General features: G+C 44.4%; 18 protein-coding genes. 11 read left to right on the top strand and 7 right to left on the bottom strand.

From position 1 onward, the window contains the following. Positions 1-66: 66 nt before the first annotated feature. Entirely contained in the window at positions 67-2,001 is a 1,935-nt protein-coding gene (locus IP510_RS11145; protein ID WP_194364906.1) for an AAA family ATPase, read from the bottom strand. 305 nt (positions 2,002-2,306) lie between these two features. Between IP510_RS11145 and IP510_RS11140 the strand changes: the two genes are divergently transcribed. From IP510_RS11140 to IP510_RS11100, 9 genes are all read left to right on the top strand, one after another. Further along, positions 2,307-3,833, top strand: coding sequence for an aldehyde dehydrogenase family protein (locus IP510_RS11140; RefSeq protein ID WP_194364905.1), 1,527 nt, complete (start codon positions 2,307-2,309; stop codon positions 3,831-3,833). A gap of 140 nt (positions 3,834-3,973) precedes the next feature. After that, positions 3,974-4,300, top strand: a complete 327-nt coding sequence (locus IP510_RS11135) for a DUF779 domain-containing protein (protein WP_194364904.1) — start codon at positions 3,974-3,976, stop codon at positions 4,298-4,300. Positions 4,301-4,525: 225 nt separating this feature from the next. Next, positions 4,526-6,169 (top strand): GMC family oxidoreductase, encoded by a 1,644-nt coding sequence (locus IP510_RS11130; RefSeq protein ID WP_194364903.1) that lies wholly within the window; start codon positions 4,526-4,528, stop codon positions 6,167-6,169. Positions 6,170-6,673: 504 nt separating this feature from the next. Then, entirely contained in the window at positions 6,674-8,314 is a 1,641-nt protein-coding gene (locus IP510_RS11125) for an ABC transporter substrate-binding protein (protein ID WP_194364902.1), read from the top strand. A 164-nt stretch (positions 8,315-8,478) separates the two neighbouring features. Further along, positions 8,479-9,495 (top strand): ABC transporter permease, encoded by a 1,017-nt coding sequence (locus IP510_RS11120; protein WP_194364901.1) that lies wholly within the window; start codon positions 8,479-8,481, stop codon positions 9,493-9,495. A 143-nt stretch (positions 9,496-9,638) separates the two neighbouring features. Beyond that, positions 9,639-10,553, top strand: coding sequence for an ABC transporter permease (locus IP510_RS11115; RefSeq protein ID WP_194197835.1), 915 nt, complete (start codon positions 9,639-9,641; stop codon positions 10,551-10,553). Position 10,554: 1 nt separating this feature from the next. Next, positions 10,555-11,628 (top strand): ABC transporter ATP-binding protein, encoded by a 1,074-nt coding sequence (locus tag IP510_RS11110; protein WP_265087593.1) that lies wholly within the window; start codon positions 10,555-10,557, stop codon positions 11,626-11,628. Further along, positions 11,625-12,596, top strand: a complete 972-nt coding sequence (locus IP510_RS11105) for a peptide ABC transporter ATP-binding protein (protein WP_194364900.1) — start codon at positions 11,625-11,627, stop codon at positions 12,594-12,596. The genes IP510_RS11110 and IP510_RS11105 overlap by 4 nt, the downstream gene beginning before the upstream one ends. Then, positions 12,589-13,557, top strand: a complete 969-nt coding sequence (locus IP510_RS11100; protein WP_194364899.1) for a DUF4424 family protein — start codon at positions 12,589-12,591, stop codon at positions 13,555-13,557. The genes IP510_RS11105 and IP510_RS11100 overlap by 8 nt, the downstream gene beginning before the upstream one ends. Here IP510_RS11100 and IP510_RS11095 read toward each other — a convergent pair whose 3' ends face one another. From IP510_RS11095 to serS, 4 genes are all read right to left on the bottom strand, one after another. Next, the gene (locus IP510_RS11095; protein ID WP_194364898.1) at positions 13,558-14,622 is read right to left on the bottom strand and encodes a nuclease-related domain-containing protein; all 1,065 of its coding nucleotides are present in this window, start codon (positions 14,620-14,622) and stop codon (positions 13,558-13,560) included. It abuts the gene before it with no gap. Positions 14,623-14,706: 84 nt separating this feature from the next. Beyond that, positions 14,707-15,228 carry a hypothetical protein gene (locus IP510_RS11090; protein WP_194364897.1) on the bottom strand — a complete coding sequence of 174 codons (522 nt, stop codon included), beginning with the start codon at positions 15,226-15,228 and terminating at the stop codon, positions 14,707-14,709. A gap of 270 nt (positions 15,229-15,498) precedes the next feature. Continuing rightward, complete coding sequence (tkt, locus tag IP510_RS11085) at positions 15,499-17,496, bottom strand: transketolase (RefSeq protein WP_194364896.1); 1,998 nt, start codon at positions 17,494-17,496, stop codon at positions 15,499-15,501. Between the two features lie 251 nt (positions 17,497-17,747). Next, positions 17,748-19,034, bottom strand: a complete 1,287-nt coding sequence (serS, locus tag IP510_RS11080) for a serine--tRNA ligase (protein ID WP_194364895.1) — start codon at positions 19,032-19,034, stop codon at positions 17,748-17,750. A 435-nt stretch (positions 19,035-19,469) separates the two neighbouring features. Here serS and IP510_RS11075 point away from each other — a divergent pair, with 435 nt between their 5' ends. Beyond that, entirely contained in the window at positions 19,470-20,132 is a 663-nt protein-coding gene (locus IP510_RS11075) for a YcxB family protein (protein WP_194364894.1), read from the top strand. Positions 20,133-20,391: 259 nt separating this feature from the next. Beyond that, entirely contained in the window at positions 20,392-20,877 is a 486-nt protein-coding gene (locus tag IP510_RS11070; protein WP_194364893.1) for a Dps family protein, read from the top strand. A 95-nt stretch (positions 20,878-20,972) separates the two neighbouring features. Here IP510_RS11070 and IP510_RS11065 read toward each other — a convergent pair whose 3' ends face one another. Beyond that, positions 20,973-21,680 (bottom strand): DUF2057 family protein, encoded by a 708-nt coding sequence (locus IP510_RS11065; RefSeq protein ID WP_194364892.1) that lies wholly within the window; start codon positions 21,678-21,680, stop codon positions 20,973-20,975. A 119-nt stretch (positions 21,681-21,799) separates the two neighbouring features. Beyond that, positions 21,800-22,603: a DnaA regulatory inactivator Hda gene (gene hda / locus IP510_RS11060; RefSeq protein ID WP_194364891.1), complete on the bottom strand. Its 804-nt coding sequence runs from the start codon at positions 22,601-22,603 to the stop codon at positions 21,800-21,802. Positions 22,604-22,904 lie beyond the last annotated feature (301 nt).

Raw genomic sequence — 22,904 nt, 5'->3', positions numbered from 1 at the left:
TCGGCGCGCTGTCACCTTGAACGTGCTTTGCTTTGATGGCTGCTGCCTATCAAAGCTTAATAGACGTTATGGCGTGATAAAAATCAGTGCTAAGCGAATGGTGTTGTAGTCGATACTTTGTTTAAGATAATCAAATATCGGACGCAGTTTGATACTACCATCATCATTAAAGTCGTTTGGATTATTGGCAACCTTGATGGCGACATAAGCATTACCAACGGCTGTCATCACTTCATCCTCTGGACGCAAGTGATCGCAGGCAAGACTTGGATCTTGTGCCTTTAGATCAGCAATATGACGCATGATGGTCGCTTGTGACAACTGACGTTCTTGTGAGATCTCTGCAATACTCAAACTCTCTTCTAACAACACTCTGGTCGCAAGCAAGGTGCTGTCTGATTTATCAGAGACCTGATTGCCGAGCTTTTGTTTTTTATCGATTTTCGCTTGCTGCTGTTCGCGGCGCTTCTTTTGTAAGCTAGCATAAGCGTCAATGACAGACTGACTCAGTGTACCGCCTGATTTTAGGACAAACTTCTCATGTGCCTGCGTCATACTTTCTTCATCTAGCATGGCATAATTGGCATCAGCCTCTTCGGACAGTACCAAAAACCGCTTATCAGCGCCGCGTGCCAGTGGATCGAGCTGTAGACTCATGTCATTCATGCCAAGCAACTGCAACCCTGCTAGCGACTTGAGTCGTGAGAGTGCCACATAGCCCTGCCCGAGCTCAAAGGTACGTGACAAATCAATTTCCGCCGCATCAAGCGTCATGCCTTGTGACTTATGAATGGTAATCGCCCATGCCAGACAAAGCGGCACTTGCTCGTAACTTGCTAGCACATCACCAGTCTCATCCTCGATGATCCATTCTTCTGGCTCAGCGATGACTTCGCGTCCTGAGTTCAATCTAACGACAGGCATTTTCTGCGTGGTAGGCTTCTTGGCTTTTGGTTTTTCTTTTTTAGCAGCGCTTTTTTTGTTTTTAGTGCTGTCTTTAGCCTCAGCGCCTTTATCATCATTGACACTGCTATCCTCTTCTATTAATTCATCGCTACTGTCTTTGCTATCATCGATCTTAACCGCTGCAAAACCAATCAGCTCACCCATCGTACCGTTAGAGACACCAAGCTCGATGTTATTTTTGATAAACATGACCTTAGCACCCACTTTGAGAATCAGCTCATCTTGGGTCCGTACGGTTTTTTTGAGTGTCTCAACCAGTTTACTGTCACCGACAGAGGTGGCCTCAAATCGCATCATTTCACCATCTAGCGCCGCCAGCTCTTTATCATTGATTTTATTGACGTTGAGATTATGTGTATAAAGGCGTGTGCGTTTGATATCAACGCTTTGATCATAGGTGGCCTCTAACGCGGCAATCGATTCAAAGGTCACTTCCTGACGGCGGATTTGGTTGAGAATATCGTCCAAATCTAGCCCACCATTGGCCGCATCACTCACCTGACGGTGCTGTTCCGATAAATAGCAGATGTGAAATTTGGCATCGAGCCATGCCTCAGACATAAAGGCAAATTTTTCACGGTTACTCTCGCCTTTGCTACCTATGGGCGGTAACTGAAAAAAGTCTCCTGCCACAACGACTTGTATACCGCCAAACGCTTTGTCATTTTTGCGCACATGCTTGAGTACTTGGCTGACCAGATTAATCTGCTTGGCATGCAGCATCGATATCTCATCAATGACGAGTACTGCGGTATCTTTTAATCTATCGGCCAAAAACTGCTTGCGCGATAAGGTGGTCAAGTCACGATCTGTCAGCTCATCTTTGATACCGATACCCGACCAACTATGAATGGTGGTGCCACTCATATGGGTGGCGGCGATGCCTGTACTGGCTGTCACAGCAACTGGTACACGGCGGGCGCGCAGATAATCGATGTACTGATTGAGAGTGTAAGTCTTGCCTGACCCTGCGGAGCCTGTCAAAAAGACGTTTTGACCTGTTTTTAAGATATCAAGAGCAGAAGATTGACGCATAAATCCAAACCAACCAATAGTATAAAAAGAAAGCTGCGATGACAGAGTCGATAGTCGAGGCAAGCCAAAATAGAAGGTAACAATTATAACAGCTGCATTCGCTTTGCGGACCATTTTAACCGTTACAGATCATATAACTTAAAGTTATGTGATACAAAGTATATCATTATAAAAAGTCATTATCGTTCTGCACCAAAGCTCAGTACGATAGGATGATTACTTGGTCAGGAAGGCCGACTATTTTAAGGGGCTACATCTATATAGCCTTATTTTAGATAGTCATCATACACAACAAGGAGTGGTTAATGTTATACGCTTATCCCAATACTGAAAACAGTCCCGTCCAATTCCGCGAAAAATACGACAACTTTATCAATGGTGAGTGGACGCCGCCCATCGATGGCGAGTACTTTGACAACTCAAGTCCTATCGATGGTAAAGTTTTCTGTCAGATCGCACGTTCAAAAGAAGCAGATGTAGAAGCGGCATTAGATGCAGCTCATGCGGCAAAAGACGCATGGGGCAAAACGAGCGTCACTGAACGCTCTAATATATTGCTTAAACTTGCCGACGGTATCGAAGCCAACTTAGAGGCCATTGCGATTGCCGAGTCCTATGAGAATGGCAAACCCGTTCGTGAAACCCTCGCCGCTGACATTCCAATTGCCATCGACCATTTGCGTTATTTTGCTGGTGTGATTCGCGCGCAAGAAGGCGGTATCAGCCAAATTGATGAAGACACTGTCGCCTATCATTTTCATGAGCCACTAGGCGTCGTTGGTCAGATCATTCCTTGGAACTTCCCTATCCTCATGGCGATTTGGAAAATTGCCCCTGCCCTTGCAGCAGGTAACTGTGTGGTGCTCAAACCTGCTGAGCAAACCCCTGCCTCTGTTTTGTACATGCTTGAGCTGATAGGCGCGGCTGACATTCTTCCCAAAGGCGTCCTAAACGTCGTTAACGGTTTTGGTGTGGAAGCAGGCAAACCAATCGCGTCCAATCCACGTATTGATAAAGTGTCCTTTACTGGTGAGACCACCACTGGTCGCTTAATCATGCAATACGCCAGTGAAAACATCATTCCAGTCACGTTAGAGCTGGGCGGTAAGAGCCCGAATATCTTCTTTGCGGATGTAATGGATGAAGACGATGACTTCTTAGACAAAGCCGTTGAAGGCTTGGTTATGTTTGCACTTAACCAAGGTGAGGTTTGTACTTGCCCATCGCGTGCCCTCGTACATGAAAGCATCTATGATGAATTTATGAAGCGCTGTATCGCTCGCGTCAAAGCCATCAAAATGGGCAACCCGCTTGATACCGATACGATGATTGGGGCACAAGCCAGCTCAGATCAGCTAGAGAAAATCCTATCTTATCTCGATATCGGTAAAAAAGAAGGCGCCAAAGTCTTGGTCGGTGGAGAGCTTGCCAAACATGATGGTGACATGGCAAACGGTTATTATGTACAGCCAACTATTTTTGAGGGCACCAACGACATGCGCGTGTTCCAAGAAGAGATTTTTGGCCCTGTGCTTGCTGTCACTACCTTTAAAGACGATGAAGAAGCGATGACTCTCGCCAATGATACGTTATATGGTCTGGGTGCTGGGGTATGGACACGTAACGGCACTCGTGCCTATCGTTTCGGTCGTGGCATCAAAGCTGGCCGAGTATGGACGAACTGCTATCACCTCTACCCTGCGCATTCGGCGTTTGGCGGTTATAAGCAGTCTGGTATTGGCCGCGAGAACCATCTGATGATGCTAGATCATTATCAGCAAACCAAAAACATGCTGGTATCGTATAGTCCTAAAGCGATGGGTTTCTTCTAATCGCATTTTTGACGATACGTAAAAAGGTACTGTAAAAGAATATGCAATCTGTCGCAAGGTAGATTGCATTTTTACTTTGGCAAGCCACTTAACCGCCATTTTTTATCTTTTTTAGAGAATGGCAACGTAAGGAGTTAATGATGAAAGTGACAACGACAGAGGCATGTAAAGCACTGATTGAGCTTTTGAAATCCAAGCATGGTGATCTGATGTTTCATCAATCAGGTGGCTGCTGCGATGGTAGCTCACCCATGTGCTATCCACTAGGTGAATTTAAGGTTGGTGGTCAAGATGTTTTGATTGGCGAGCTGGCTGGCTGTCCATACTATATGGGTAAAGCTCAACACCAGCTGTGGCAACACACCGATCTCACCATTGATGTGGTCAATGGACGCGGCGCCAGTTTCTCACTAGAGATACCAGAGGGCAAACGCTTTATCGTGCGCTCAGAAGTCTGCTCAATCTGACTTTTCAGACATAAAATCCATATCGAGTCAGACAGTATCAATGCTGAATAATGAGCTTCAGCTTGCGGCTTGATATCTCAGTAGTGGCTCATGGTATTGCTCATACAAACAGACACCGCAGAGTCATTTTTATTTTATTATTTCGGCAAAATAGTAGATATTGTAAGACGTAAGTTATTTTGAAACGCTCGTTTTTATTAGCATGGATGCTATAAGGAATATAAAATGGAATTTGACAAAGCCTTTGATTATGTCATCGTCGGTGGTGGTTCCGCAGGCTGTGTACTGGCCAGTCGTCTCACCGAAAACCCAGACATCAGTGTCTGCTTATTAGAATATGGCGGCGATGGTAAAGATTTGGCCGTGCGTGTCCCTGCTGGGCTTATTCTAATGGTTCCTGGCAAACCACTTAAGCTAAACAACTGGTGCTTTCACACCACCCCGCAAAAACACTTAAATGACCGACGCGGCTTTCAACCACGTGGGCAATGCTTGGGCGGATCATCTGCTATCAATGCCATGATTTATACACGCGGCAGTAAGCTGGATTATGAGCGCTGGGTAGATCAAGGCTGTGCTGGTTGGGGGTTTGACGATGTGCTGCCCTACTTCATCAAAGCTGAAAACAACGTCCACGGCAGTAGCGAGCTGCATGGCGATAGCGGACCGCTGCATGTCAGTGACTTACTCAGTCCACGTGACATCTCAAAGGCCTTTGTAGAAGCCGCCATTGCCAACGGTCTGGATCACAACACAGATTTTAATAGCGATAAGCAAGACGGTGCAGGGCTATATCAAGTTACTCATTTTCATGGTGAGAAACAAGGCCAGCGTTGTTCTGCTGCTGCCGCCTATCTACATCCTGTCCAAAATCGATCTAACCTAACCGTCATCACTCATGCGCAAGCCAACCGTGTCATCATTGAAGACAATCAGGCGACGGGCGTGGTCTACGAAAAAGACGGCGTTGAACATACGGTCATGGCAAACTATGAAGTCCTCCTATCAGGTGGCGCATTTGGCTCACCCAAAGTACTGATGCTGTCAGGAATTGGCCCTGCTGAGCATTTGCAGGCGCATGGCATTGACGTCGTGGTAGACGCACCTGATATCGGTGGCAACTTGCAGGATCACCTCGATGTGGTGTTCGATTACGAGGTCAATACCACCGATGTCATCGGTATCGGTATGGCTGCGCTGTCGACATTGACCAAAAGCATTCGGCAGTGGCGAAAGGACGGCACAGGATTGCTATCTACCAATTATGCCGAAGCAGGGGCATTCTTTAGTGTCGGTGACGACCCACAAGAGTGGCCGAATACCCAGTTGCATTTTGTCATCTCACGCGTGATCGAGCATGGACGCGATTTGAGACGCGGGTTTGCCGTCTCCTGTCACAGTTGCTATCTGCGTCCTGAGAGTCGCGGCACTGTCAGACTGAACTCAGCTGACCCTTCCGATGCCGTACTGATTGATCCGAACTATCTTTCGCATCCAAAGGACGTGGAGTATATGGTGGCCGGTGCCGAGCGTACCCGCGCCATCATGCAAGAGTCCGCGCTCGCCAAATATATTACCGAAGACTACCCTGCTCCCTATCTCGAAAAAGACGGCATGCTTGGCTATATTCGCAACAAGTCAGACACTATCTATCATCCTGTAGGTACTTGCCGAATGGGCTCAGATGACAGCTCTGTGGTCGACCTAGAACTGAAAGTACGCGGCGTGAATGGACTGCGAGTCATCGATGCCTCAGTCATGCCAACCCTGATCAGTGCCAATACCAATGCACCGACGATTATGATCGCCGAAAAAATAGCAGATCTTATTAAGGCAACTCATGATCATCACAAAAACACTGTTACATGAAAAACTGACACATGAAACGTTGTCATACAAAAATTGGTCGCATAGACAGTCATTCTGAAAGAATTTTATCACTGGTTACGTCAAAGAAAACGTAACCAGATTATTTCTTTTCGTTTTTATTTAGTCATAAAACCCTACTTAAATGATTTTATATTACTAATCTTCCGATCCTAAATGTATATACAAAAGCCTATAGAACTTTGCATATCCTATTAATTTTCTGCTTTAATCAGCATATTCATACATTTTTTATCAAAATAAGTCTATTTATAGCTTGCGTTACTACAGATTAAGCAGGTATATTCGAACAACTTATTTACATTTTTAGTTTCTTTCGATAAAACTTAAAGTTATAACAACTCATAATATGTTTTTTTTTGTATATACATAAAATCATATAAATAAACATTTTGAAGGTCACTAGACGCCTGTTCATTAAATTCATGGTCGAGTATGAGCATGTGGATACATGAGTAACTACCTGTCACTACATAGGATGTAATAATGCAAAAATCACTTTTTAAACTCACGATGTTGGCGACCGTTATTTTAGGTATCAGCGCCTGTAGTGGCGACAATAAAACCACAGACGACTCTGCTGCTAGTGCAGATGCGAAAGGAGCCAAGACGCTGCTTTATTGCTCAGAGGGCAGCCCTGCTGGTTTTGATCCCGCGCAGTACACATCAGGCACTGATTTCGATGCGAGCGCCTTCCCTATCTACAATGGCTTGGTAGAATTCAAGCGAGCAGAGACTGAAATTCAACCAGGATTGGCCGAAAGCTGGGATGTCAGTGAAGACGGCAAAACCTATACTTTCAATCTGCGTAAAGGGGTCAAATTTGGTAAGACTGATTACTTTACCCCGACTCGTGATTTTAATGCAGACGATATTCTCTTTACCCTAGAGCGTATCACCAACCCAGAGTTTGAATTTAATAAAGCCTACCCTGCTGAATTCCCGTACTCAGTAGGCATGGGATTACCAGACATCATCTCTAATATCGAAAAGGTTGATGACTATACGGTAAAAGTCACGCTCAGCGAGACCAATGCGCCGTTTTTACAGAACCTAGCGATGCCTTTTGCTTATATCGATTCTGCTGAATACGCCAACAAATTGATGGCTGATGGCAATGCCGCTGATATCAATACCAAGCCCGTAGGTACCGGACCTTTCGTCTTTACCTCTTATCAAAAAGACGCACAAATTCGTTATACCAAAAACCCAGACTATTGGAACAAAGACGACATTCATATCGACAACTTAGTATTTGTCATCACAAAAGATTCAGCCGTTCGTGCCCAAAAAGTGCAAGCAGGCGAATGTCATGTATCCGCTTATCCAAAGCCTGCTGAAATTGAAGCAGTCAAAAATTCTGGTAAGGCAACGGTACTAGACCAACCCGGTTTCAACGTCGGTTATGTCGGCTATAACGTCGAAAAACCTAAACTGAGCGATCTGAAAGTACGTCAAGCATTAGACATGGCCATCAACAAAGATGCCATCATCAATGCTGTTTATCAAAGCGAAGGCTTAAAAGCCACCAATCCGATGCCGCCAACGCAGTGGGGTTACGACAAGTCGCTCAAAGATGCGCCTTATGACGTCGAAAAGGCAAAAGCCCTGATTAAAGAAGCGGGTGCGGACAATCTTGCCATCGACTTATGGTATATGCCAGTTCAACGACCTTATAACCCTAACGCTAAGCTAATGGCTGAAATGCTACAAGCAGATTGGGCCAAGATTGGCGTCAATACCAAGCTTGTGACTTATGAATGGGGTGAGTACCTAAAACGCGCGGCGAAAGGCGAGCCTGATGTCATCCTAGCGGGTTGGACCGGCGACAATGGTGATCCGGACAATTGGCTTGGCTCATTATTGTCTTGTGACGCTGTCGGCGGAAATAACTATTCTCGCTGGTGTAACAAAGACTTTGATAATTTAGTAACCAATGCCCGTCAGATTAACAATCAAGATGAGCGCGTGAATGAATATGTACAAGCGCAGCAAATATTCAAAGAGCAGCTACCTTGGACGACCATGGCACACTCTGTTGTGACCGTATTCACCGCACCAAATGTGGTCGATTACAAAATCAGCCCGCTTGGCTCAATACGTTTTGATGGTGTGAAAGTAGAATAACCTTCACTGATTAGATCCGATACGACATACATAATGGTTTAATTTATATTCGGCTGGGTCAGACTTCCTGCACCAGCCGTATTCATCTGCATTAAACGCTTTGTCGCGGACCCTCTTACCATCGCAAACACTCTTATCATTGAATCACAACTATTGAGCAGCCCATGCTACTTTATATTCTGCGTCGAATCGCTATTCTCATTCCTGTCTACCTTGGCTTGACCCTATCGACCTTCACTCTGATTCGTCTCGTCCCTGGAGATGCGGTTGAGATTATGATGGGCGAGCGTATGGTCGATCCAGAGCTACACGCTCGCGCCCTAGAGCGGCTGGGGTTAGACAAACCTCTTGTAGCCCAATATTGGGATTATCTGACTGGAATCTTGACGGGTGATTTTGGCGAGTCTTTTCGTACTCGTACCCCCGTATTACAAGATTTCTTTGCCCATTTTGTGCCCACCTTAGAGTTGGCTCTATGCGCCATTGTCATTGCTAGTGTCATTGGCGTAAGCTTGGGCATCTTTGCCGCGCTGAGACGTGGCACGTGGATTGACTACACGCTGATGTCAGGTGCGCTGGCAGGTTACTCCATGCCCATCTATTTACTGGGCCCCATCCTCACAGGCATATTCGCTCACTACTTAGGCCTTCTACCTGTCGCTGGGGTGATATCTGTCGCGCAGTTCTTAGATGTACAGCCATTATATGGCTCATGGCTACTCGGCTCCCTAGCATCAGGAGAGCCTGGCGCATTCTGGAATGTGGTCAAACACTTTATCTTACCCTCTATTGCTCTGTCGACTATTCCACTTGCCATGATTGCACGGATGACGCGCTCGGCGATGCTAGAGGTGTTGGATGAAGATTATGTACGTACCGCACGTGCCAAAGGCTTATCACCAAGCCGCGTGATCATGGTACACGTGATGCGTAATGCTTTGATTACGGTGGTTACGGTCGTTGGTCTACAGATGGCGACATTGCTAGCGGGTGCGATTATTACCGAGACCATCTTTAGTTGGCCAGGCGTTGGGAATTGGCTACTCGATGGATTTTTCACTCGTGATTATCCTATTGTACAGAATGGTATTTTACTGGTCGCCACTGCCTTGATTTTGGTTAGTTTATTTATTGATATTTTGTATGGTCTTATCAACCCACGTATTCGACATACTTCTTAATCTAACATTGATAAATACTCATATTATAAGTAGTGACGAATAGCGATTGCATGGTTTTGAGTCGTTTTTAGCACATTCCTGAATGATTGCTAGAAATAGGACTCTACATACTTGCAACGCGTTCGCCACTATAGGAAATGCTCATGAAGCCTTCTGCTGTTCCCTCTGATCTTAAGCTTGCGGCACTCACGCCGCCCTCGTCTTGGCAGCTATTTTTATCGACGTTCTGTCGTAATAAAGGCGCGGTACTTGGTTTTATTGTACTGGCTTTGATGGTCCTTATTGCCATACTCGCGCCTACCATTGCTCCCCATGACCCTTACGAGTTGTTTACTGGTCAAGAGCAATTGCCACCTGCCTTTCTGGATGGCGGCAATACCATGTTTTGGCTCGGCACTGATGATGCGGGTCGAGATACACTGTCTCGGGTGATGTATGGTGCGCGTTATTCACTATTTATTGGTCTAAGCGCCACGACTCTTGCGATGTTGGTTGGTATCTCCTTAGGATTGAGTGCTGCATTTTGGCCAAAGGTCTGGGGCAAGGCCGTCATGCTGGTCAATGACATCTTGATGTCCTATCCGAGCTTGCTATTGGCCATCATCATTGCCGCTATCTTAGGGCCTTCTATGACCAATACGATTATTACCATCGCTTTGGTCTGTACGCCGCCCTTTATTCGTCTGACTCGTGCTACGGCAATGGTAGAGCTACAGCGTGAGTACTTTATCGCCTCACAAGTAATGGGTGCTGGCGTGCTGCGCTTATTGTTTATTACCATTTTGCCCAACTGTATGGCACCGCTTATCGTACAGGCGACGATGATTTTCTCTTCTGCTATTTTAGAAGCAGGCGCGATTGGTTTCTTGGGCTTTGGCGTACAGCCACCTGATGCTGAATGGGGTGCGATGCTAGGTACGGCACGCCAATATATTCAGAGTAATGTTTGGCTCGCTATTTGGCCGGGTGTCGCTATTTTCTTGGCTGCCCTGTCGATTAACTTGACTGGTGATGGCTTACGCGATGCACTAGATCCCAAATTAAAGCAGGTGACCTAAGATGACTGAACCATTAATTAAAACGCCTATCACTCATACGTCTATGAATGGTGCATCAACAAAAGAATCGCCGTTGCTGCTAGATATTGAAAACCTGTCTGTTACATTTGGACAAGGAGTGCGTGCCTTTCATGCCGTTGACGATGTATCGTTAAAGATTACCCAAGGTGAGGTCATTGCTGTCGTGGGTGAATCTGGCTCAGGTAAATCAGTCACCATGATGGCGCTAATGGGACTGTTGCCACCCTCTGCAACCGTGCGCGCACAGCGAGTGGTGTTTGACAATAAAGACATGCTTAGCATGCCAGCCAAAGAGAAGCGCGGCATCATTGGCAAAGACATCTCTATGATTTTTCAAAATGCGATGTCTTGTCTAAATCCAAGCTTCACCGTTGAGATGCAACTGGGCGAAGTACTACGCAAGCATCTTGGTTTGCGAGGCGCAGCCGTACAGACGCGTATCTTAGAGCTGCTAGAATTGGTCGAGATGCCCGATGCCAAAAACCGACTCAAAGTCTATCCGCATCAATTATCAGGTGGTATGAGCCAACGGGTTATGATTGCGATGGCGATTGCTTGTGAGCCAAAACTACTGATTGCTGATGAACCGACTACGGCTCTAGATGTCACCGTACAAGCGCAAATCATGGACTTACTGAGCCGATTGCAACGCGAAAAGCAAATGGCAATGGTATTGATCACCCATGATTTGGGACTGGTCGCACAGAACTCACGTGATGTCGCGGTCATGTATGCCGGACAAGTGGTCGAAACCAGTACCGTGCCAGAGATTTTTCAAAATCCTGCTCACCCTTATACTGAAGCATTACTGCAAGCCATCCCCGAGTTAGCTATCGGTCAAGATAGATTGAACAGTTTACCAGGGGTCGTACCAAGTCAATACGATCGCCCAAGTGGTTGCCTATTGTCTCCGCGCTGCCCGTATAAAGAATCCGCTTGTGAAGTACCACCACCTATTTTAGATACGCCTACTGGCAAGGTGCGCTGTATTCATTCTGATCCTTCTTCTCGCAACTCTATCTCTCACGCTGCTACTTTGGAGTCCCAAGTATGAGTAACAAAGTGGTCTTAAAAGCAGACAACCTACACAAGCACTACCCAGTATCACAAGGTCTGGGCAAGGCAAAAGCATACGTGAAAGCGCTCAATGGTATCTCATTCGAGCTTGAAGCTGGCAAGACATTAGCCGTCGTTGGTGAGTCAGGCTGCGGTAAATCAACCCTTGCCCGCCAGCTGACGCTGATCGAAGCGCCTACTCATGGTGAGCTATTTATCAATGATGAAGGCACCACTGGCTATAGTAGAAAGGCGCTAAAAGAGCTGCGTACCGAAATTCAAATGGTTTTCCAAAACCCTTATGGTAGCTTAAATCCGCGCCATACTATCGGCTATCAGTTGACGGAACCATTGGATATTCATACCAAATTGTCTAAAGAAGAAAAGCGTGACAAAATCAACGAGATGATGAGAAATGTTGGTCTACGTCCCGAACATGCAGGCCGCTATCCACATATGTTTTCAGGGGGTCAACGCCAACGTATTGCCCTTGCCCGCGCGATGATGCTCAATCCTAAAATTGTCGTCGCTGATGAGCCAACCTCCGCACTCGATGTATCAATCCAAGCGCAAGTCTTAAATCTATTTATGGATTTGCAGGATGAGTATCGCACCGCTTACGTCTTTATCTCGCACAATTTATCGGTCGTACGCCACGTCGCTGATGATGTGATGGTGATGTATTTAGGTCAAGCGGTCGAACACGGCCCGAAAGAAGCGATTTATAATGCGCCAAAACACCCCTATACCATCGCCCTATTGGCTGCTGCCCCAACGGTAAATGGTCATAAAAATGATTTGACGCTACAAGGTGAGCTACCAAGTCCGCTTAACCCGCCAAGTGGCTGTGCACTGCATAAACGTTGTCCATATGCCAAGCAGCAATGCAGCGAAATAGAGCCACAACTGCGCGAATGGGATGGTCGATTGGTGGCTTGTTTACGTTTAGAAGAGATATATGGGTAAGCGACATTTTGTGTCTAGCGGTACATTAGCTTACGCTGTGCTGCTAGCAATGACGGCTGCCCAAGCTAATGACTCTACTGGCTATGTCGGTGCAGGCGGTGTTGAGTATCTTAAAAATAAAAATATCAGCATGCATAGTGAAGATTTATATATCTCAAAAGATGAAGTACGCGTCAATTATGAATTTAAAAACCTAAGTAATAAAGATATTACTGAGACGGTTCTTTTTCCTATGCCAGCGGTGCCTAGTTTTATAGACTCAGATTACGCTGATACCAGTGCCACTTATGATAACTTTAAAATTTGGGCCAATGGCAAGCCTATCACGCCTACCCTACATGTCCGTACCTTTATGTACCCGATCATCATCAAAAATGGTGAGAAAAGCCATGCGGAAAAAGCTGTTGATACCACCAAAGTTTTTAAGGCCTGCGGTATTAGTGATGCTCAAATGATGTCACCTTGGACCTATAAATTTGATACCAATGACATCAATCAACGGCTTTTGGACTGTAATAATAAGGCACTCGATAAGTTTATCGATGATAGAGAAAGTCTTTATATACCTTGGGATTCTCAAGTGATTTATAGTTGGGAGCAAACCTTTAAAGCCAATACGATTACTAAGGTCAAACACACGTATAAACCGTTAGTGGGTGGATCTGTGGATTTGGACAGTGGGCAATATGGGGATTTTTGCGTAGATGATTCAACTCAGAGAGCCTTTAACAAGAATAGTCGTCCATATCATGCCTTAAGCTATATCCTAACGACGGGGGCAAACTGGGCCAAACCTATTGCCAATTTCAAACTGACTGTCGAACGTGACCCTAACGAGCTAGTCTCGTTCTGCTGGAAAGGTAAGGGTAAAGTCAAAAAGATTGGACCAACGACATTTGAGATTAAAGAGACTAATTTTGTGCCAACCCATAATTTTGACGTCGCTTTTATCATGAAGTAGCTAATGGATATTGACCACACCTCGGCACTTAGGAAATTGGCTACAACCAAAAAAGTCCTGACCTTGATTCAGGCCTTTTTTTGCAACACGTTTGGTCATTTCTCCCTGACATCTTGGACAGTTAGGTACCTGCTCTGTAACAGCTGTATGATTGGTTCGCTCAACAGCTTTAAGATTGGTGCTATCAGACGTGATGATCTCACATTCAGCCGTTTTAAAATCATTGCCCGATAACTCAGGCTCCATAACTTCAAACGGTGTAAGAAACACTTTATTAGCCATATCATATGGTATGTTTGTCTGCTGAGTATTCATACTGTCAGTTAGTAACTCGCTAGATTCAATCTCAGTTTGACCAGACCATTGCAGCACTTCTTTACTTTTCAGCGTGGCTCGTTTAGCGGTTTCTTTTACGATCGGCTCAGGTATTGGCTTACTGACAGTTTTAGCAATTGGTTTATCAGTAGCGTTAACGCTAGGCTGCTGATTCAACGGGCTATGCTTGTCTTTTAGATAGGCTTTATGCTCTCTATTGGTGCGCCAAGACTTACTAAATCTGTTGCTATTAATCTGCTCAACGATGGACTTAACCTCGTCTTCAGTCAGTATCTTATCCTGCTTCTTCTTTACATAAGATACCATCCCACTCGTCAATACGTGTTCGGGTAACTCATCACGGGTTTTCAGCTCACACTCACCGATGAAAACAATCATCGAATGAAAATAGCTCAGCTCCAATCCTAATAAATCTGCGAGAGTCCTAATGTGCAAGTAGTTTTGGCGCAATGGGTTTTGGAATTTGAATTTACTGCCATTTGGGAAGGCTTGTGTCCACTGCTTTTGCTTCTCGCTACCATATATCCAGCCTTTATAGTTTTTGGTTTCGATGACAAAGATGCCGTACACAGAGACAATAATATGGTCGATTTGAGTGCTACCGCCATTTGCTCTTGGCAAGGTAATACCGTTTAATCGGTGATAGACGTTTTTTTCTAGTTTTAACCACATAGCGACGTTGATAACGGTTTCACCTAGGAAACCTTTGAAGGTGGATTTTAGGGACATTGTTTTATCTCAGTTCAATAACAGGACAAATGATCACATTTAAATAACCTATATGATGGACCTGACGTATCAGCAAGACAGAGATTATAATGAAATTCTAAATAGCTCATCGTAGCATTTGCAAATAACTGCTAAACATTTTTCTAAAAAATTATTATCTACGCAAACTAGAGTTTCTATCTCTGACACATCACTTTCGTTTCTAAATGTTGAACCAGCTGGTGTGATTTCAAACGGTAGATTACTTTGCTTCTCCAAAAGCTTTGTGTAAGACATGCCTTTTCCGTGCTTCAATACATTGATTGCGTAATAAAAATCCTCAAAACTTTCAAGTAACTCTATCTTATGATGACTTTTAAGCTTTTGTTTTAGCTCTTTAAAAGCTGAGCCTTTCTCGATCTTGAGTTCCTTTTGAACAACTGCCTCAAATAGTGAAAACATTCCTATAGCGAAAATACTTCTCTCCCACTGCATCTTTTGAAGTGTTAGTACCAACCTAGTTGAACCTAAATTTTCAAGTTCTTTACGAGTTAACTCTTCAACTCTATTAAAGTTTTCAATATTTGATTCTGTACTTTCAGATATGATTTGAATAAAGTTTTGCATCGTTTTTCTCAATATATTGAATAAAGATAAATTTTATTCTATCCAGTGCATCCCGTATACCTTTTAAACTATAACTGAAATATAGTTCGTACTTACCACTAAACCATCGCGTCGAAACACAAATTTTAGTACTAACGATAGCAATTATTTCACAACTGATAATATCGATATAAGTAGACCAAATCAACAGCTCTAAAACCAAAAATTAAATCATAAAAAAAGCCACCAGATTTCTCTAGTGGCTTTTTTATCTATCATTTTTTTAACGGATTACACCAAACTATTTACCGCTTCAACTACAGCATCAGTCGTAATACCAAACTCTTTGTATAACTGGTCTGCAGGGGCAGATTCGCCATAAGTGGTCATACCGATGACTTTGCCATCTAGACCAACGAACTTATACCAGTAATCTACATGCGCTGCTTCGACTGCTACGCGAGCACGGATATTGCTTGGTAATACCGCTTCGCGATAGCTAGCATCTTGCTCAACGAAAACCTCAGCACATGGCATAGACACTACACGTACGCCAACACCATTTGCGCTCAATGCTTCGTACGCTTCCATCGCTAGGCCAACTTCTGAACCAGTTGCGATGATGATTGCCTGTAGCTCGCCTTGCTCTTTTGCCAATACATAACCACCTTTAGTGATGTTCGCTACTTGCTCGCTATCACGTGCTTGATGTGGCAAGCTCTGACGGCTAAAGATCAATGCTGATGGGTTGTTTTCAGATTTGATTGCTTCTACCCAAGCGCTTGCAGATTCAGTCGCATCACACGGACGCCATGTACGTAGGTTTGGCGTGGTACGTAGGCTAGTCAATTGCTCAACTGGCTGATGCGTTGGGCCATCTTCACCCAGACCGATAGAGTCATGCGTATAGACATGAATGACGCGCTGCTTCATGAGTGCGCCCATGCGTACCGCGTTACGTGCGTATTCCATAAACATGAGGAACGTTGCTACGTAAGGGATAAAGCCGCCATGCAATGCGATGCCATTGGCAATCGCGGTCATACCGAACTCACGTACACCATAATAGATATAGTTGCCATCAGCATCTTTTTCGATGCCTTTAGCGCCTTTGAATAGCGTTAGGTTCGAGCCAGCTAAATCCGCTGAACCGCCTAGTAATTCTGGTAATAATGGCTGCAAGGTATTGATGGCGTTTTGACTGGCTTTACGGCTAGCAACATCGCCGCCCGCTTCTTGCGTTTGCTGAATATAGGCTTGTGCTTGGCTATCAAAGTCAGCAGGCAAATCACCATTTAGACGGCGTAACAACTCAGACGCCAGTTCAGGATAGGCTTTTTTATAAGCTTCGAAGTCCGCATCCCAGTTCTTCTGTTGTACGTCACCTTTGGCTTTGGCATCCCACGCTTCATAGATTTCGTCATCTAATTCAAATGGAGCATGTTTCCAAGACAACGCATCACGAGTCAAGGCAATTTCGTCATCACCTAACGGGGCACCATGACTGGCTGCTAGACCTTGCTTGTTCGGGCTACCCGCACCAATCGTGGTTTTGCAAATCAGAAGACTTGGTTTAGCAGTCTCTTTAAGCGCTTGTTCAGTTGCCTGAGTGATCGCATCAGCATCATGACCATCGACTTTGATAACTTGCCAGCCATAAGACTCAAAACGCGCTTGCGTATCATCAGTGAACCAGCCTTCGACATTACCGTCGATAGAGATGCCATTGTCATCATAGAAGAAGACCAGCTTACCAAGACCTAACGTGCCAGCCAATGAGCAAACTTCATGACTGATACCTTCCATCAAGCAACCATCGCCTAAAAATGCATAGGTATTATGATCTACGATGTTATGGCCTTCACGATTGAACTGCGCGGCTAAGGTTTTTTCAGCGATTGCAAAACCAACGGCATTAGCAATACCTTGGCCTAGTGGACCAGTAGTTGTTTCAACACCTGGTGTATAGCCAAGCTCAGGGTGACCTGGCGTTTTTGAATGCAACTGACGGAAACCTTTCAGGTCATCAACGCTGACGTCATAACCAGATAAATGCAGCAATGAGTAAATAAGCATTGAGCCATGACCGTTCGATAAGACAAAGCGATCACGGTTGTGCCACTGTGGATCGGTTGGGTTGTGCTTCAAAAACTTGCGCCACAGAACTTCAGCAATATCAGCCATGCCCATCGGAGCACCTGGATGACCAGAGTTGGCTTTTTGTACCGCGTCAAACGACAGTACACGAATGGCATTGGCTAATTTACGTTCGCTAATTGGAGCTGGCATAGAGTGTCCTAATATTCAAATGAGGGGTATGGCTGATAAGAGGAGAGTTTACTCAAAGGGTAATAAAATAAGGACGCAAAATGCGCCCTTACCGTGTTGGCTATAAAATCAAAGTGCAATATTAACATATTTGATGCAAGTCACGCCAAAAAATGGCATGGCTTAGCGGTGAGTATTTCACAGTAATTTATATCAATTTTATCAAAATACCCATAGTAATACGTTGTAAATCATTACAGCAAAATAACCATTTAAACTGAAATAGTCTCAGCACCGCCCATAAACGGACGCAATACTTCTGGAATGGTGATACTGCCATCTGCGTTTTGATGGTTTTCCATGACGGCCAATAGCGTACGGCCAACTGCCAAACCTGAACCATTCAGCGTGTGTACTAAGCTGGTTTGCTTGCCATCTTTGACACGCGTACCCATACGGCGCGCCTGGAAATCACCGCAGTTAGAGCAGCTAGAGATTTCACGGTAAGTGTCTTGGCTTGGTAACCATACTTCGATGTCATAAGTCTTTTGTGCTGCAAAGCCCATATCACCCGTACATAGCTGCACCGTGCGGTATGGTAGGTTCAACTGCTGCAAGATATATTCAGCTTGTCCAGTCATTGCTTCTAGCAACTCATCAGATTGTTCAGCCGTGGCAATATTGACCATCTCAACTTTTTCAAACTGATGCTGACGGATCAAACCACGGGTATCACGGCCATGTGAGCCAGCTTCACTACGGAAACAAGGCGTATGCGCGGTAAACTTAAGTGGTAGCTCGCTAATGTCCAAACGCTCGCCACGTACCAAGTTGGTCATTGGCACTTCAGCGGTTGGAATCAAATAAAAATCCATCTCTTCGTTATTAGTATGGTTTTTTAGCTTAAACAAATCATCTTCAAACTTAGGGAGCTGCCCCGTACCTTTGAGGCTGTCTGAATTCACAATATAAGGCACATAGGTCTCAAGATAGCCGTACTTCATGGTATGGGTATTGAGCATAAATTGAATCAGTGCGCGATGCATCTGCGCCAACTGTCCTTTTAGCACATTAAAGCGACTGCCAGTTAGCTTGGTCGCCGCTTCAAAGTCTAGCATACCAAGTGTCTCACCAATATAGGTGTGATCTTGAATCTCAAAATCAAACGTACGCGGCGTGCCCCACTTGCGCACTTCTACGTTGTCTTCTTCTGACGTACCTACTGGCACATCAGCTGCTGGAATATTAGGGATTTGCATGCCAGCTTTGGTGATGCGTTCCTGCAAAGTGCGCAGTTCATCTTCAGCCGCTTTAATCTCACCGCTGACACTTTGCATCTCAGCCAATAGCTCACTGGCGTCTTCGCCTGATTTTTTTAGCGCGCCTACTTGCTTGGCACCCGCATTACGGCGCGACTGCAACTCTTCAGTCTTGATCTGCAAAGATTTACGCTCTGACTCAACTGTTTGCCAAAAATCCATGTCAAGTGCATAACCACGAGTGGCCAGTTGCTGTTGTAAGTCGATTAAATCGCCGCGTAAGAGTTTTGCATCAATCATAATAGTTGCCTGTAACACTAAAGGTGAGTAAAAGGGTTGAAAAATATTATTAATAATTACCTAGCGCATGCACCGCTATGTTTTGCATCAATATGTCTTGTAGACGCTATAATACCAAGACACAGCAGATTTGACCATGTTTTGACCTCTGCTGATTGTATTTTCATTGATGACTTTCATTGTCTGTAGTCACTTACATTAGCCTCAAATACCTGTCTTGACATTTAATTCATCTCCAATAAGCCTCACCCCTCTTTATTAAAATCATTAATATCACCTCTATCAGTGCACAGAACGGCTTATATGTTTCATTTAGGGATACTTTTCGGTAAGATAAGCGCATACCTTTTTTTACTTTCAGCCAAGTACAGCATTGCCGCTTAGCTTTGGCGATTTAAATCCAACACTTTTAATCTAAGTATTTGAGAAACCTTTATGGCCCTGTACCCTTATACGCTCCAACCTGTCGCCTTAAACATAACTGAGGCTGAATTTCACCAAGCACAGTATGAACTGTTTGCCAGTGCCAGCCCCTCTTTTGGTCTATCAAGCTTTAAGAATAAAGAATGGATCATCATGGCAGTGGTTGTGGTACTTGCTATTGCAGGACTTATCTTTGTGACAGGCTACTCAACCATCATCTTTTGGTTGATGCTCGCTGGTGTGGTGATTTATCTATTGGCTCGTACTTTAGGTTTTAAGTGGTACGTAAAAAGAGAGTTCGAAAAGCAAGTGGCCGATCAAGAAATGCCAGATGAGATGCGCCAAATGAAGCTCGGCGTACAAAAACATGGCCTCGTGATGGCAATGCCAAGCAACCAACCTGATATGATGAAAAACTCGCAAATGCGCGGTATGCAAATGCGAGCTGGTAGCATGCAACAAGCCGTTATTCCGTGGACTGCTATCAAGAGCTGGGATGAGACTGACGACTATATTTTTATGATGTTTGAGCTAAAAGGTCAGCAAGGCAGCCAGATCGTACCCAAACGTCTAAAAGCGCAGAAATTCCCAATCGATACAGTACGTCAGCATTTATTAGAAGTGATTCCCTCTAAAGGTCTAAACCCTGAAAATCTGAAGCCACCAGCATTATAGAAACAAGCTCTTCTTTATCATTAATAGTAATGGTAGAGAAAGCCAGTTATAGTTTTATAAAACCAATCATTAAATTGTATTTATTAAATTTAACTTATTAATAATAGTTTGCTATTATTATAAGCATCAAAAGAAGAAAGACAGCTGATGCCAACAGTATCACAATCAAAATATTTTGATTATGATCACAACTTAGTACAGCTACGATGCTTCTTTATTTAATCTCGCATAATAACACTCACACTATAAGGACAATACTATGAGTAATACTAATAACGCTACTAACCAGATCGGTCTAGAAAAAGCAGACATGAGCGAAGTGATCGCAAAATTGAACAATCTATTATCAACGTATCATGTGTTTTATCTGAATGTACGTGGCTACCACTGGAATGTAAAAGGTGAGCATTTTTTCACTTTACATCCAAAGTTTGAAGAACTGTATACATCACTACAACTACAAATCGACGAAATTGCTGAACGTATCTTAACTTTGGGTGGTACGCCACTTCACGCTTATAGTGATTTTACGCAGCATACCAGTATCAGTGAAGACAAAAACGTCAAAGATGGCACAACTTGTGTGAAAGGTGTGATCACTGGATTACAAGCCTTGATTACAGAGCAACGCCAAGTATCATCGCTCGCTGCAGAAAGCGAAGATCAAGGATCAGCTGACTTGGTAGATGCTTATGTACAAGAACAAGAAAAACTGGTGTGGATGTACAACGCATTTTTAGGTTAATCATTATTAAAGAAACAGTACGCTACTAAAATCTAGATCATAAAAAAGCACCTACTTTAGGTGCTTTTTTTGTGCTTGCTGTGGCTAATGAAACCCTACTTTTGCATCCATTGACGCATTTTTTCACGTTCAGCAGGTGTTGCTTGTAGCCAAATCTGCATAAAGGTATCTAACGTATTGGTAGAGGCGTTCACACTCGTAGTCTGCTTGATAGGCGCTGCTGATGCCATGCTGACATTACTTGGTGCCGTAGCTGCTGGCTGACCTATAGCGGCAATCGCACGTTGGTTTTGTAGCTCTGCATCACCTGCACCGCCGAATACGCCGCCCAATGCTTTACCCAATCCTGAAAACAAGCCACTCTGGTTGCCAGCCATACCTTGCTGACTAGCAATGACGGTATTGTTTTGCTGTACGGCGAGCGTTGGCTGTTTAGCATAGTCTCTAGCAGTCTCATAATCTTCTGGCTGATTGGGCATCGTCAAACGATAGGTTTGATTGTCAGCCAGTTGTGCAGTCACACTGACATTACCTGAACGCAAATAGTCATGCTCATCACGAGCCAAGTTGTACAAGCGATCATATTTAGCTGTGATAGCGTGTTGACCCGGCTCGAGAGTGAAAGTCTTTGTCAATGGCTGAAAAGCACTCTGTTGAACCTCCTGCCCATTGATAGCGGTTACTTTAATATGATCATCGACCAATAATGTCACTGCGGCTTGTGACATCATAGAGACCGAAGTAGCACCGACCAACAATGATCCAATGGTCAATTTTTTTAACAAAGAAGCATTCGATTTCATAAATTATTCCGTTAATAGTAAAAGCATATTGGATGAAAGGATTCGTGTTCTTGCTACTAGATTTCTACTATCGTTGATTCAATTCAACTCAACAAAGAGACAACAGCAAGTGAGACAGATTAAAAATCAAGTGGCATCGTATGTTGGTCTTGAATAGCCGAATCGCTATCCACTTGTGTCTCTTGAGCGATGTCAGCAAGCTCTGCTGCCAATGTTTGTTCGTCGATGGTGCGTAGCGCATCGCTAATCACTGCTTTAGATATATTACTACGTCCCAGGTTAGAGAACATCGGTTGGATATAATTGAGCACTTCCATCATCGCACCGATACGGTGAGGGCCTTCTGTCAGCAAATGATTGAGGATTCGATCATCAAACTGCCAACCGCGACGACGTAAGATAGACTGTAATAATGCCTGACGATCTGCTAAATCGTGACCGGTAGGTACTTTAAAGGTAGGCGCTTGTGCCAAACGCGTTAATAAATCCCTCAGCTGAAAAGGCAAATCATCGGCGGGCTTATTGGCAGCAAACAACAGTTGACGCTGCCCTTCACGGCTACGATTGATCAGATGAAACAACGCTTCTTGCCATTGGCTGCTTTGCTCAAGCACCTCTAAATCGTCAATCGCGATGAGATCAAAATTCTCTAAAGACGATAGTACATGCACATCGGTTTGGATCAGCTCATTAAGGGACAAACAAATTGCAGATTTGTCCATTTCAATAAACGACTCACAGATAGCAGACAGCAGATGGGACTTACCCGTCGCAGGGCTACCAAACAGGTATAGCTGACCAATCAGGCCGACATGAAGTTGCCGCACTGCATCAATAATCGACATCCAACCGGGACCTGCAAAGTCGCTGAGACTTGCATCATGCTTAATGTCTAGGTTGAGACTTAGCTGTGCTTCTGCCATGAATCATCAACTCGTTTTGCGTATTGCAATAAAAATAAAAAAGATAAAAGTAAAATAAATCAATATGAGCTAGCGTCAGTATTACTGGGCATAAAATCTGGTGCAACTTAAGGACATGTCATCATTTAGATTCTGAAGCTTAAAATGAGGGACATGGCAGCCATATTTTTTTTAAAACCTGCATGAGCAAAGATGTCACTAGGATACGTAAAAATGTCGCAGTAATAGCGCATACCATTGATACTGCGCCTATATATAACATATTTACAAAATGACTGACAAGTCTTTTACCTACTAAGCC

It is taken from the genome of Psychrobacter sp. NG254, from assembly GCF_015277735.1.
In the GTDB taxonomy this organism is placed as follows: Bacteria; Pseudomonadota; Gammaproteobacteria; order Pseudomonadales; family Moraxellaceae; genus Psychrobacter.
The sequence above is the reverse complement of the archived record's forward strand: the minus strand, read 5'-3'. Positions and strand labels throughout refer to the sequence as shown.

Bases quoted from the DNA above. Each gene is read 5' to 3' on its own strand.
- IP510_RS11145 (WP_194364906.1), bottom strand. From the start codon at position 2,001: ATGCGTCAATCTTCTGCTCTTGATATCTTAAAAACAGGTCAAAACGTC.
- IP510_RS11140 (WP_194364905.1), top strand. From the start codon at position 2,307: ATGTTATACGCTTATCCCAATACTGAAAACAGTCCCGTCCAATTCCGC.
- IP510_RS11135 (WP_194364904.1), top strand. From the start codon at position 3,974: ATGAAAGTGACAACGACAGAGGCATGTAAAGCACTGATTGAGCTTTTG.
- IP510_RS11130 (WP_194364903.1), top strand. From the start codon at position 4,526: ATGGAATTTGACAAAGCCTTTGATTATGTCATCGTCGGTGGTGGTTCC.
- IP510_RS11125 (WP_194364902.1), top strand. From the start codon at position 6,674: ATGCAAAAATCACTTTTTAAACTCACGATGTTGGCGACCGTTATTTTA.
- IP510_RS11120 (WP_194364901.1), top strand. From the start codon at position 8,479: ATGCTACTTTATATTCTGCGTCGAATCGCTATTCTCATTCCTGTCTAC.
- IP510_RS11115 (WP_194197835.1), top strand. From the start codon at position 9,639: ATGAAGCCTTCTGCTGTTCCCTCTGATCTTAAGCTTGCGGCACTCACG.
- IP510_RS11110 (WP_265087593.1), top strand. From the start codon at position 10,555: ATGACTGAACCATTAATTAAAACGCCTATCACTCATACGTCTATGAAT.
- IP510_RS11105 (WP_194364900.1), top strand. From the start codon at position 11,625: ATGAGTAACAAAGTGGTCTTAAAAGCAGACAACCTACACAAGCACTAC.
- IP510_RS11100 (WP_194364899.1), top strand. From the start codon at position 12,589: ATGGGTAAGCGACATTTTGTGTCTAGCGGTACATTAGCTTACGCTGTG.
- IP510_RS11095 (WP_194364898.1), bottom strand. From the start codon at position 14,622: ATGTCCCTAAAATCCACCTTCAAAGGTTTCCTAGGTGAAACCGTTATC.
- IP510_RS11090 (WP_194364897.1), bottom strand. From the start codon at position 15,228: ATGCAAAACTTTATTCAAATCATATCTGAAAGTACAGAATCAAATATT.
- tkt (WP_194364896.1), bottom strand. From the start codon at position 17,496: ATGCCAGCTCCAATTAGCGAACGTAAATTAGCCAATGCCATTCGTGTA.
- serS (WP_194364895.1), bottom strand. From the start codon at position 19,034: ATGATTGATGCAAAACTCTTACGCGGCGATTTAATCGACTTACAACAG.
- IP510_RS11075 (WP_194364894.1), top strand. From the start codon at position 19,470: ATGGCCCTGTACCCTTATACGCTCCAACCTGTCGCCTTAAACATAACT.
- IP510_RS11070 (WP_194364893.1), top strand. From the start codon at position 20,392: ATGAGTAATACTAATAACGCTACTAACCAGATCGGTCTAGAAAAAGCA.
- IP510_RS11065 (WP_194364892.1), bottom strand. From the start codon at position 21,680: ATGAAATCGAATGCTTCTTTGTTAAAAAAATTGACCATTGGATCATTG.
- hda (WP_194364891.1), bottom strand. From the start codon at position 22,603: ATGGCAGAAGCACAGCTAAGTCTCAACCTAGACATTAAGCATGATGCA.